At 41.5% G+C, this 12,893-nt stretch carries 12 protein-coding genes; all 12 read left to right on the top strand.

The features are described 5' to 3' along the window. Positions 1-280: 280 nt before the first annotated feature. The 12 genes from MXE28_RS08340 (at position 281) to radA (ending at position 12,838) form a co-directional block, all read left to right on the top strand. Entirely contained in the window at positions 281-2,188 is a 1,908-nt protein-coding gene (locus MXE28_RS08340; protein ID WP_156705781.1) for a cation-translocating P-type ATPase, read from the top strand. A 223-nt stretch (positions 2,189-2,411) separates the two neighbouring features. After that, a complete protein-coding gene (locus MXE28_RS08335; protein WP_021842462.1) occupies positions 2,412-3,020 on the top strand; it encodes a hypothetical protein in 609 nt (202 codons plus the stop codon). An 80-nt stretch (positions 3,021-3,100) separates the two neighbouring features. Then, entirely contained in the window at positions 3,101-3,754 is a 654-nt protein-coding gene (locus tag MXE28_RS08330) for a DsbA family oxidoreductase (protein ID WP_021842461.1), read from the top strand. A 31-nt stretch (positions 3,755-3,785) separates the two neighbouring features. Further along, a complete protein-coding gene (locus MXE28_RS08325) occupies positions 3,786-4,316 on the top strand; it encodes an isochorismatase family cysteine hydrolase (protein ID WP_021842460.1) in 531 nt (176 codons plus the stop codon). A 156-nt stretch (positions 4,317-4,472) separates the two neighbouring features. Then, positions 4,473-4,919: a MarR family winged helix-turn-helix transcriptional regulator gene (locus tag MXE28_RS08320; protein WP_247240032.1), complete on the top strand. Its 447-nt coding sequence runs from the start codon at positions 4,473-4,475 to the stop codon at positions 4,917-4,919. Then, positions 4,916-5,242 (top strand): multidrug efflux SMR transporter, encoded by a 327-nt coding sequence (locus tag MXE28_RS08315; protein ID WP_021842458.1) that lies wholly within the window; start codon positions 4,916-4,918, stop codon positions 5,240-5,242. The genes MXE28_RS08320 and MXE28_RS08315 overlap by 4 nt, the downstream gene beginning before the upstream one ends. 480 nt (positions 5,243-5,722) lie before the next feature. Beyond that, positions 5,723-6,208, top strand: coding sequence for a ferritin (locus MXE28_RS08310; protein ID WP_021842457.1), 486 nt, complete (start codon positions 5,723-5,725; stop codon positions 6,206-6,208). 463 nt (positions 6,209-6,671) lie between these two features. Further along, the gene (locus tag MXE28_RS08305) at positions 6,672-7,151 is read left to right on the top strand and encodes a CtsR family transcriptional regulator (RefSeq protein ID WP_021842456.1); all 480 of its coding nucleotides are present in this window, start codon (positions 6,672-6,674) and stop codon (positions 7,149-7,151) included. Between the two features lie 6 nt (positions 7,152-7,157). Beyond that, positions 7,158-7,697 carry a UvrB/UvrC motif-containing protein gene (locus MXE28_RS08300; protein WP_247240031.1) on the top strand — a complete coding sequence of 180 codons (540 nt, stop codon included), beginning with the start codon at positions 7,158-7,160 and terminating at the stop codon, positions 7,695-7,697. An 11-nt stretch (positions 7,698-7,708) separates the two neighbouring features. Next, a complete protein-coding gene (locus MXE28_RS08295; protein ID WP_021842454.1) occupies positions 7,709-8,779 on the top strand; it encodes a protein arginine kinase in 1,071 nt (356 codons plus the stop codon). Between the two features lie 16 nt (positions 8,780-8,795). Next, on the top strand, positions 8,796-11,252 hold the full coding sequence (locus MXE28_RS08290) for an ATP-dependent Clp protease ATP-binding subunit (protein ID WP_247240030.1): 2,457 nt from the start codon (positions 8,796-8,798) through the stop codon (positions 11,250-11,252). A gap of 212 nt (positions 11,253-11,464) precedes the next feature. Continuing rightward, positions 11,465-12,838 carry a DNA repair protein RadA gene (gene radA, locus MXE28_RS08285; RefSeq protein ID WP_021842452.1) on the top strand — a complete coding sequence of 458 codons (1,374 nt, stop codon included), beginning with the start codon at positions 11,465-11,467 and terminating at the stop codon, positions 12,836-12,838. The last annotated feature ends 55 nt before the right edge of the window (positions 12,839-12,893 follow it).

The following is a 12,893-nucleotide window of genomic DNA, read 5'->3' as shown; positions in this document are numbered from 1 at the left end:
GAAAGACCCTTATAGGGTCAGAGCAAACCACCCGTTCTACGGGTGGTTATGATTTTCTTATTGATAACCTATACCCCTATAGGTATAATGCAAGTGTAATAACTTATACCCCTATAGGTATAAAAGTTCGAAAATAAGCCCATATAGGTAGCGCATAAAGAGTCTGCCTATGTGGGCATTATAAGCAACAACATATGAATACTTGCTTATATATTATGATATGTTCGTTTATATTTCATTATTATCATATCGGTATCATCAGTCAAACAGGAGGTTTATCATGGAAACGGCTATACGAAAGTTGGAAACCAATGTATTTAGCAAATTAGAGTATTTATTGGAATTAGGCGGTATTAAAAAAGATATAGCGTTTTTGGTATTATCCGGCTTAGCTGTATTAGCCAGCTTGTTTGATTATCAGCCGCTACCGTTTGATATTGCTTGGGTGGCGATTATCCTTTGCGGCTTGCCGATTATTATAGAAGCCATTATCGGCCTTGTAACTGAGTTTGATATAAAAGCTGATGTGTTGGTATCCTTGGCCTTGATCGCGGCTGTGGCGACCGGTGAAATTTTTGCGGCTGCCGAAGTGGCGTTTATTATGCAAATTGGTGCGCTCCTTGAAGATATTACGGTAGCTAAAGCAAGAGCCGGTATTGAAAAGCTCGTTAATTTAACACCTCAAGAGGCACGTGTTTTAACGGCTAGTGGGGCTCAATTTGTTAAAGCTGATGAAGTCCAAGTGGGCGATATTTTGCGCGTGTTACCGGGTGAAACGATTCCGGTGGATGGTGAAATTATCGCCGGTGAAACTTCGATTAACCAGGCCGTACTTACCGGGGAATCTTTACCGGTGGATAAAACGGTAGGTGATATGGTGTCCAGCGGTACGGTGAATCAGTTTGGCAGCTTTGATATGCGTGCCGTAAAGGTTGGTGAAGACAGCTCTATTCAACGTATGATTCGCTTGGTTCAGTCCGCTGATGCAGGCAAAGCGAAGATTGTAGGCCTTGCGGATCGTTGGGCTACTTGGGTTGTAGTGATTGCTTTACTTTCCGCTATCGGCACTTGGGCCGTGACCGGTGAAATCCTGCGCGCCGTTACTATACTCGTTGTATTTTGCCCTTGTGCCTTGGTATTGGCTACGCCGACGGCCATCATGGCGGCTATCGGAAATGCCACTAAACATGGCTTCTTGGTGCGTGAAGGGGATGCGCTGGAACGGTTAGCTAACGTGAAGACTGTTACCTTTGACAAAACCGGTACGTTAACGTTCGGTATGCTTAAGGTCATTGCGGTTGAACTGATTGATTCTCCGGTGGGTTGTACCAGTGATTCGGTCTATCGTTTGGCAGCCAGCTTGGAAGCGTTATCGGAGCATCCGTTGGGCAAAGCTATTGTTAAGTCGTTTAAAGAAGGTTCTAAAACGGATATATTGCCTGTTACTGAATTTAAAATGCTACCGGGTCGTGGCGTTTCCGGTAAAATTGCAAGCCAGTTAATCGTTGCCGGTAATGAACGCATGATGGCGGAAGCGGGTATTGAAATTGCATCTTCTGTGAAAACAAGCGGCGCTAGCTATCTTGATCAAGGCGGCACCATTGTTTATGTGGCAGTTGGTCAATATTTGGTAGGTTACTTGGTATTGGCTGATACGGTGCGTAGCGAAAGCCAGGCAGTTATTGATAAACTAAATCGTATCGGTGTTGAGACGGTTCTCTTGACCGGCGATAATGAAAGTGCGGCCTACACTATCGGCTCTCAATTGGGCATCCGCAGTATTCGTGCGAATTGTTTGCCGGAAGACAAGTTAAACTACATTGAATCTCATGAAAATCAATCTATTTGTATGATTGGTGATGGTATTAATGATGCGCCGGCTCTTAAAAAAGCACAGGTAGGTATTGCTATGAGTGGCGTAGGCAGTGATATTGCGGTTGATGCGGCCGATATTGCCCTCGTTGATGATGAAATTAAAGAATTGCCTCATCTTATGGCCTTGTCTAAACGCATGATGAGCACCATTAAGTGGAATTTGGTGTTTGCCATGATTCTAAACTTTACGGCCATCGGTTTGTCCTTCCCGGGCATTTTAACACCGGTAACGGGTGCGTTGGTACATAACGCGGGCTCCGTATTAGTTATTATTAATTCCGCCTTGCTTTTGACGTGGCGTAGCAGAGCGTAGATATATAACAATATTATAGAGGCACATATGGCTTGATAATCTGATTAAAACCTCCTCATAGTTTATGGGGAGGTTTTTGGCGGTTAATGTATAATTCAAATAATGATTTGTAAAAAGGAGTTTAATTGAGATATGTCGAAATCGATAAGAGGGAAGTTATTATGTTACTTTTTTATTAGCATAATTAGCGATTACTACTGTTTATTGGGGAAAGGGGATTATTATGAAAAAGATAGTTTCAGTTCTTGTTGGTGTTAGTGTATTTTTGGGGATAAGTGGGATAAATCTTGTGGTTGACACTAATTTTTCACATGTAGAGGCAGCCGTAGTTGCTCAACAAGATTCAAGTCAAAAGATGCCGGCAAAGAGTAAGGTAAAGAGTTCTTTGATTAATATGACGGGGAAATATGATAATGTCAAACCGGGGCGACTTTATGGAACAATGATTTCTAAAGAAGAGAAAGTTATTGCCGGTGTAAGCTTAGGTTCTTCCTTTGAAAGTATTATTAAAAGTCTGGGTAAACCTGATAAAATTGATTATATTGGCAATAGAATATCAGCTGTAACCTATGGTGGGATTTACTTTAGTAATTTTATGGGGAGTGAAGAAATGTACATGATTACTGTGTCAAATCGTGATGCAGTGACAGCTCGTGGAGTGGCCGTAGGAGATACCTTGGAGAAGGTTTATTCTTTATATGGCCAACCAGATACAGTTTCTCAAGATAAAGATAGCTGGTTTTATGGTAGATTCATGCCCATGACTGATAATGTAGCCGGAATACGATTTGTGCATGATGGAAATAGAGTAACTAAAATCATTATTCTATAATTAGGGTTATAGAATGTTATAATTAATTACAATTGCTTAATTACAGTTAAAAAATAGATACAGTTAAGAAAGGAATTTTTATGGAAATTATATATTGGTCAGATTATGCTTGCCCGTTTTGTTTCATTGGACGCAAGCATTTAGAGGCTGCCATTGAGAAAATAAATAAAGAAAAAGATGAAACGTTTACAGTAACAATGAAGGCATTTGAACTGGATCCGAGTGCACCTACAGTAGTGGAAGGGACTGCTACTGAGCGTCTTGCATCAAAATACGGTTTAACGATGGAAGATGCAGCTGATAGAATTAATGGCGTAAATATGATGGGGCAGGCTCTCGGTATCGATTTCAGATACGATTTGGCAAAACCTTCAAATACCTTTGATGCGCATCGTATTACGAAGTTAGCTCAGGCAAAAGGCAATGATGTAGCCGAAGTTTTGACTGAATTATTGTATGAGGCGTATTTTGTAAAACATGAAGTGTTGGCAGACCATGCTGTATTAATGTCAAAAGCCAAAGAAGCCGGCTTGGTTGAAGACGAAGTAAAAGCTGTGTTAGATTCGGATATGTATGCTAATGAGGTTCGTGAGGAAGAAGCGTTAGCTGCTCGTTATGGCATTAACTCCGTGCCGTTCTTTGTAGTAAACGATAAAGTAGCATTACCGGGGGCACTGCCAATTGAAGAATTTGAAAAAGTTCTTCGTGAAATGTTGGAAAAAGAAGTCGAATAGTATGTATTTATAAAGTGAGGAGCTGATTATCATGGGCAAGAATATTTTAATCGTTGTGGATATGCAAAATGATTTTATTACCGGTTCGTTGGGGACGGCTGAAGCGCAAGCGATTGTACCTAAAGTGGCAGCTAAGATTGCCGAGTTTGATGGCGATGTTTTCTATACCATGGATACGCATGATGAAGCGTATTTAAATGAACAGGAAGGGCAGAACTTACCGGTATTGCATTGCCAAGAAGGCACGGAAGGTTGGCAACTAGCTCCTGAGATTATAAATGCAGCGCCGATTGATCCGGAAAAAGTATATTGCAAAAATCAATTTGGTTCGGTTGAATTGGCGGAAGATTTGCAATATTTGAATGAGGAAGAAGAAATCGATTCTATTGAACTCGTTGGTCTTTGTACCGATATTTGCGTCGTATCCAATGCCATTTTGTTAAAAGCTTTTTTGCCGAATGTGCCGATTACGGTATGGGCTGATAGCTGTGCCGGGGTAACGCCTGAGAAACATGAAGCGGCTTTGGAAACGATGCGTAGTTGCCAGATTATAGTTAAATAAAAATAAAAAATAAAAAAAGTCCTAAATCAGACCTTTACAAAAGTCCTAATTCGTACTATAATAACTATTGTAGTTAAGTCTGAATTAGGACTTTTTGGTTTATATTATAGTTGGCAAATATGGAATATAGTTTTTTAATAACCGGTAGGTATTATTTTGGAACAATTACGCAAGCAACAAATACAAGCACTTGGTTGCTATTTTGGTCGCATAGTGGAATTATATGCTGATTGGGCTAAACAAGAAGGTCTTAGCTACAATAAGTTAGCTGTGATTATGACTATTTTTTACGGTGAAAAGGCTACACAGCGTGAAATTTGCTCGGAATGGGCCTTGCCAAAGCAGACCGTATCGACGATTTGTAAAGGTTTTGAGCAAACCGGTCTTATTACGTATACGGCCGGTACTGAAGATAATCGTGAGAAGTATATGGCACTAACCGCTAAGGGGCTCGCGACGTATAGGCCCGTTATGGAGAAGTTACAAGCGGTTGAGTTTTATGCTTTGCAAAAAATGGGCGACGAAAAAGTCGCTTTAATGTTAGCTTGTATGGAACAATTTACTTCGGCATTTGCCGAAGGTGCTAAGGAGGTTACTAAATGATTGGTTATTTATTTTTAGGTGCAGCTATTTTATTGGAGATTTTTTCGACATCCATGTTAAAGCTATCTATGGGATTCACTAAGTTGATTCCATCCGTCGTATTTGTAGTGGGTATGAGTTCCTCATTTTATGTGTTGTCCAAGGCATTAAATTTGATTCCCCTCAGCATTGCCTATGCCATTTGGTCAGGTATCGGGACTGCGTTAACAGCCCTTATCGGTGTATATATTTGGAAAGAAGAGCTTTCTATGACAGCTGTAATTGGTATCGCACTCATTGTAATCGGGGTAATATTATTAAACCTAAAAGGTGCAGCCCATTAATTGGTAGATTCAAAGTTTATAACATAATTCCTTGTATTAGGGGCCCCGAGGTGGGCTCCTTTTATTTTACTAAAAAAGAATCTCATTTAAATCTAAAAGTTCACTAAATCTTCATCTTGTTTTAATGTAGCAGGCATAGAGTAATGATTACAGAGTTGTTAAGAGCAACGAAGTAAATAGAACAAATAACAAGGAAGAAGATGATAGAGTAAGGAAACCTTTGTTGATAACGGTGGTAGCTGTTTTAGTAATTCAACATATGAATTATTAGAATTATTATATGGTCGTTGTTTGAAAAACAAGGGTAGATTTATGATTATCGATGTGCTATAATGAAGTTGTAAGTGATAATAAATACTTTTAAAGAATTAATCAAGCTTAGTGATGTGAATCACGGCTCCATTACAGCATGTAAATTTCTGCGTGGTGTAACATTAATTAAAAAATTAATTGAGAAGAAAGGCTTCAGGTGAGTTTACCATGAACAAAAAAATCGCAAAAGCATTAAACGAACAAGTTATTTTTGAATTTAATTCCGCATATTTATATTTAGCATTATCCTTGTCAATGGCTGATGCACGTTTTAAAGGTTTCTCCGCTTGGTTGCGTTTACAGTACCAAGAAGAAATGGATCATGCATTCAAATTTATTGACTATTTAGAAACTCGTAACGAAACAACTACTTTGGGTGACATCAAAGCTCAGGCCGTTGAAGTTAGCGATCCATTGAAAGTAGCTGAAATGGTTTACAACCATGAACAAGTTATTACCGGTAAAATTAACGAAATTTATGCATTAGCTATCAAAGAAGAAGACTATGCAACTGTTAACTTCTTGAACTGGTTCATTAATGAACAGGTTGAAGAAGAAGCCAGCGCTCGTGACTTGGTTGATGAATTCAAATTTGCCGGTGACAGCCGTGCCAGCCAGTTGTTTGTTGACTCTCGTTTGGGTAATCGTCAATAATTCTAAGTTGATTGTGAGTACAATCTGACTTAGTCTAATATCAATAGTTTTAACTGATAAAAAATTACACATGCTTAAGTAAGCTAAAAGAGACGCTCTTCGGAGCGTCTTTTTTGTATTCGGATTTTCTTTGTCTTTTTAACAAGTAGCGTTGTTTGACTTTTGTAATTTTTCACTAAAAGGTAAAAATACAGCTTAGTCTGATGGCTTAAAAAGCCTTATAAATACTGATTAAAATAAAAAGTCAAATTTTTTATATTTTTTTGACTTTTTAGCTTGACAAAAGTCAAAAAGTCAACTATTATATAGACAAGGTCAAAAGAACAAAAGGTAAAAAGATTAAAAGGTGAGACGAAATAAGTTGAACTAAAAGTTAGCCGAAAGTCGACCGAATCATAAACAGAATGAAGGTATTATATGATGCAGAGTGTATTAATAGATATAAAGTTTGGAGAGATGATGTATGGGAATTTTAGCGGATCGAATTGAAAAGTTTATTTTAGCTAAATTATTGGAAGAGCAGGCAAATAGAGAAGACGGTATTGTGTTACGCCGTAACGAATTAGCTGATGAGCTCAATTGTGCGCCGTCGCAAATCAGTTATGTCTTAAGCACCCGTTTTTCCAACGACCGCGGATTTATCGTAGAATCGAGACGTGGTCTGGGTGGTTTTATCAGCATCACTCGTATTCCGGTGAAAGCACTGTTAGAAGCGCCTAAACAAGATACCAATGAAGAAACAGCCACTGACAAACCATTGACCATGGGTATGATAGATAATTCGTTGTTTGAATTGATGCAGCAGAAGTTCTTACGTAAACGAGAGGCAGCTCTTTTACATGAAGCGTTCGCCATCTTGATGGAAGAACCGGATCGCAAAACGCGGGAAGCAAAAGTTCGTCGTTTGTTTGAACAAGTAGTCTCCATGGTGAAGGAGGTATGATGCGTTATGTTATGTGATAATTGTAAAAAAAATGAAGCCACTGTCCATATGACTCGGGTGGTTAACGGTAAGAAAAGTGAACGTCATTTATGTAATGCCTGTGCTAAACAGCAGGGCGAAGATTTCGGCGGTCAAGGTTTTATGAACTTCGGCCCATCCTTATGGGACAATGATTTCTTTACTAATGACTTCTTTACCAATTCATTATATCCTGACAGCTTATTGAATCCTCGCCAGGAAACGCGTTGCAGTCAATGCGGTATGACATTCAGTGATTTTAATCAAACCGGTAAATTCGGATGCGATCATTGCTATGAAGCGTTTGAAGTACAGATTGCACCTTTGGTAAGACGTTTACAAGGTTCGTTAAATTATGAAGGCCGTGTACCGAGTCGCGGTACGGGCGTTTTCAAAACAAAACATCAAATTAAACGGTTGGGTCAGGAACTTGATAAAGCGGTTAAAGCGGAACAGTTTGAAGAAGCCGTTCGCTTGCGTGATGAAATTAAATCGCTGGAACAATCCTTGGGTAACACCGACAAATAGGAGGGACAATTATGTTAGATAAAATTTTAGATGAACCGCTTAGCGGTTGGCTGAAAAGCAGTGATCCTTTAGGCAAGATGGATTCGCATATCGTATTGTCCAGCCGCATTCGGTTGGCTCGTAACTTCAAAGGATTGCAATTTACTAATCGGAATAACGAAGAGTCGCTGAAAAAGGTCGACACCATGATGCGCGGTGTGCTTGGCACTTTAAAAGCCGCCGATGGTCGCGATTATTCCAATATTAGTTTAGATAAATTATCTGATACGGAACGTGAAATTCTTGTTGAAAAGCATTTGATGAGTCCGCAAATGGGACAAAAAGCGATGTATCGCAGCTTAATTGTTGCCAATGACGCGTCTGTGGCCATCATGGTCAACGAAGAAGATCATATTCGTATCCAGGCTATGGAACCGGGCCTTAAGCTTAAAGAAGCGCTGGAACATGCATTTCTTATCGATGATGCCATCGAAAGCAAATGTGACTATGCGTTTAGCGAACGGTACGGCTATTTAACCGCTTGTCCGACTAATGTGGGGACGGGGCTTCGCGCTTCCGTAATGTTACACTTGCCTGCATTAGCCATGACGGGTCGGATTAACCGTTTGGTTCGTAATATTACGCAGCTTGGCTATTCGGTTCGTGGTCTCTATGGCGAAGGTTCGCAGGCATTAGGTAATATTTATCAGATTTCCAACCAAGTAACGATGGGGATTAGTGAAGAAGACACAATTCAACAAATTCAGAAAGTAATTGAAAAATTAGTTCAAGAAGAAGTGAAGGCTCGTGAGGCCATTAAAAGTAACGACTTTGAAGCGTTTGAAGACCGTGTATGGCGTGCGTTTGGTACTTTGCAATACGCACGGCGCTTATCCGGCGAAGAAGCGCTGAGTCTTTTGAGTGATGTTCAATTAGGTATGGATATGGGCGTGTTGCCACAACATTCCGCTGATGTGTTCAGTGAGCTCGTGGTAACTACAAGACCTAACTTTTTAAGTAAATATGCCGGGAAAGAATCGATGACAGCTCCGGAACGCGACAGTTATCGCGCTAAAGTTGTTCGTGATAGATTAGCCCGCTAAGATATGAGGTGATTATATGTTTGAACGTTTTACAGACGGTGCGCAACGTGCTTTAGGCATTGCGCAGGAGAAAGCTAAGAAGTTCGGCCACGACTATGTGGGTACGGAACATTTGCTCCTTGGCTTATTGGAAGAAGATGACAGCGTAGCATCTAAAGCGCTCCATTCTTTGGGCTTGGAAGATAAAGCTACGGAAAAAGCTGTGTTGGATGCGGTAGGCCGCGGTAACAGCCATGGTAATGAATTGTATATTACGCCGCGTACCAAACGTGTATTGCAATTGGCCGTGGAAATTGCCAACCAAATGCAGCATAACTATGTTGGTGCCGAACACTTATTGCTCGGTATTTTGCAAGATGGCGGCGGGGTAGCTGTCAATGTCCTCTATGGTATGGGCATTCGTGCTAATGACGTTGTCAAAGCTATTAACAGTATTTACGGCTCCGAACAAAACGGTGCTGAAGGCGGATCCGGCAACGGTGCGAATGGTGCCGGCGGCAACAGTAATTTGGGTGATTTAAAAGATTTTGCCACCGATTTGAATGAATTGGCAAAACAAGGCAAGATTGACCCGGTTATCGGCCGTGATAATGAAATTAACCGTGTAATTCAGATTTTAAGCCGTCGCACAAAGAATAACCCGGTACTTATCGGTGAACCTGGTGTCGGTAAAACAGCCATTGCCGAAGGCTTGGCACAGCGTATTGTAACGCAGAACGTACCTGAAATTTTACGTAATAAACGTATTATTTCCTTAAGTTTAACAGCTATGGTTGCCGGTGCTAAATACCGTGGTGAATTCGAAGAACGTTTGAAAAAAGCTATCGACGAAGTACAGAAACACGATGATATGATTATTTTCATCGATGAACTTCATACTTTGATTGGTGCCGGTGCTTCCGAAGGCTCCATGGATGCAGCTAACATTTTGAAACCGGCCTTGGCTCGTGGTACGTTCCAAGTAATCGGTGCTACGACCCTCGATGAATATAAGAAACACATCGAAAAAGATGCCGCTTTGGAACGTCGTTTCCAACCTGTATTGGTCGGTGAACCAAGTGAAGAAGAAGCTCTTGAAATTTTGAAAGGCTTGCGTGACCGCTACGAAGCGTTCCACAAAGCTAAGATTACCGACGAAGCTTTAAAAGCTGCCGTTGAATTATCCAGTCGTTACATTTCCGACCGTTTCTTGCCGGATAAAGCTATCGACGTAATGGATGAAGCAGCCTCTAAAGTACGTATGAAAGTATTTACAGCGCCACCTGATGTGAAAGATTTGGAAACTCGTCTGGCCGATGTTCGTAAAGAAAAAGAAGCAGCCGTAACCGGACAAAACTACGAAGAAGCAGCCAAACTTCGTGATGAAGAAAAGAAATTGGTTGATGAAATCGAAGCTAAACAACAAGCTCGCAGCAAAGAAGACGAAGAAAAACTTGTTGTTACCGAAGATGATATCGCTGCCGTTGTTTCTCAATGGAGTGGGGTACCGGTTGCGAAAATTGCTGAAGAAGAATCGCAGCGTCTGCTTCGTTTGGAAGACGAACTTCATGAACGAGTTGTCGGTCAGGATGAAGCTGTAGTAGCTGTTTCTAAAGCCGTACGTCGTGCTCGTGCGGGCCTTAAAGATCCGAAACGTCCTATCGGTTCGTTCTTATTCTTAGGCCCTACCGGTGTCGGCAAAACAGAATTGGCTCGTGCCTTGGCAGCTAACCTCTTCGGTGATGAAAATGCCATGATTCGTCTGGATATGTCCGAATATATGGAAAAACACACCGTATCTCGTTTAGTCGGGGCGCCTCCGGGCTATGTGGGCTATGATGAAGGTGGTCAGTTGACCGATGCCGTACGTCGTAAACCTTACAGTGTCATCTTGTTTGACGAAGTTGAAAAAGCTCATCCGGACTTCTTCAACATCTTATTGCAGGTATTAGACGACGGTCGTTTGACTGATAACCAAGGTCGTACGGTTGATTTCCGTAATACGGTTATTATCATGACGAGTAACTTAGGCTCCAACTTCTTAAAAGAAGATAGCGCCGCTATGGGCTTCTTAGCTGCCAAGAATAAAGAAGATGCTAAGAAGAACGCCGAAAGCTCCTTTGCGGAAGCCAAGAAAAACACGTTGGATGCCGTTAAACGTCATTTCCGCCCTGAATTCTTGAACCGTATCGATGAAATGGTTGTATTCCATCCATTGACCGGTGAAGATTTAGGTAAAATTGTTAACATCTTGCTTAAAGATGTAACAAAACGTTTGGCTGAACGTAATCTTACTTTGGAAGTATCCCCTGAAGCTCTTGACGTTTTGGTTAAAGAAGGTTCCGACTTTGCGTATGGTGCGCGTCCATTGAAACGTGCTATTCAGCGTTTGGTTGAAGACCCTATTTCCGACTTAATCTTAAAAGGTGATGCCCCTGAAGGTTCGGTTATTAAAGCAAATGTGGTGGACGGCGACATCACAATGGTAGTATAATTAACAGGATTTGATTAACAGTTACAGATTTGGTTGATTATAACGCCGATTTACCAATTTATTCATGAAAAATTACTCCTCTGTTTGAAGGATATTGCACTAAAAATCACGAATACTATTTAAATGGTGTTCGTGATTTTTTTTATAAATAATTATGAAAAAAAGGTTCTCAATTTGAAGTTGATTTACGAGTATATAAAGAAAGGGAATCTATGGCAAAGGTTAAGACAGCATATTTTTGTAATAATTGCGGTGCGGAATCGGCCCGTTGGCTCGGTAAATGTCCGCAGTGCGGTCAATGGAATACATTGGTAGAAGAAGTAGTCCGTGAAACGAAGCAAAAGGGAACCGCCTCTTATGCGCCGGTAGACAAGGCGGCTACTAAGCCGGTGGCGCTTGCGGATATAAAAACGGAAGATTCACCGCGTATATCCACCGGTTACGGTGAGATTGATCGCGTATTGGGCGGCGGTATCGTGCCGGGAGCGCTCATTTTATTAGGCGGCGATCCGGGCATCGGTAAATCGACGATTCTTTTACAAGTATCGGGTAAAATCGCCGATACTCATGGTAAGGTGCTCTATGCGTCGGGCGAAGAATCGCAGATGCAGTTAAAGCTTAGGGCTGAACGCTTGGGCATTCAAGGGCAAAACTTAGCGGTTATGGCGGATACTAATTTGGACTCTATTTTGCAAGAAGCAAGTCAACATAAGCCGTCCCTTCTTGTCATTGACTCGATTCAGACTATGTTTACAGACGCTCTCGATTCGACGCCGGGCAGTGTGGGGCAGGTGCGCGAATGTACGGCTCGTTTACTCCGCTTTGCCAAAGAGCAGGGCGTGCCGGTTATTATCATCGGTCATGTGACTAAAGAAGGTAATATTGCCGGGCCGCGTATGTTGGAGCACATGGTGGATGTAGTGCTCTATTTTGAAGGGGAACGGTCTTATCAGTTCCGTATTTTGCGCGGCATTAAAAACCGTTTCGGGTCTACCTCGGAATCGGGTCTTTTTGTCATGGAAGAGGAGGGCCTTGCGGAGCTTATTAATCCATCGGCGACCTTATTGGCGGAACGGACGGAAGAAGAAACAGGTTCCGCTGTTATGGCCTATTTGGAAGGGATTCGACCGATTCTCGTTGAAGTGCAAAGCCTCGTGGCAACGACCGCTTTCGGTATGCCGCGCCGTACGTCCATTGGTTATGATTTAAATCGTCTTATTATTCTCTTAGCCGTTCTTGAAAAACGTTGTAATCTGACACTGGGAAATAAAGACGTGTACGTTAATGTTATCGGCGGCTTAAAGGTGAATGAACCGGCTTGTGATTTATCGGTGGCCGTGGCTATCGTGTCGAATTTAAAAAATCGTCCGGTACCGGCCGATATGGTGATTCTCGGTGAAGTAGGCTTGACCGGTAACATCCGCAGTATACCACGTATTGAACAGCGTATTGCGGAAGCCGCCAAAATGGGTTTTACTCGTTTTGTAGTGCCGGCGGGGAATGCGAAACAGGTGAAGACGAACCGCAAGGATATTACGATTCACGGCGTTACCACGGTACAAGAAGCGATGCAACTCGTATTTTGACAGCTTTTTTAATAATGATTTAATGATTTATTTATAATTTTAATGTACAATATAG

The organism is Veillonella sp. KGMB01456, assembly GCF_023051165.1.
In the GTDB taxonomy this organism is placed as follows: Bacteria; Bacillota; Negativicutes; order Veillonellales; family Veillonellaceae; genus Veillonella_A.
The sequence above is the reverse complement of the archived record's forward strand: the minus strand, read 5'-3'. Positions and strand labels throughout refer to the sequence as shown.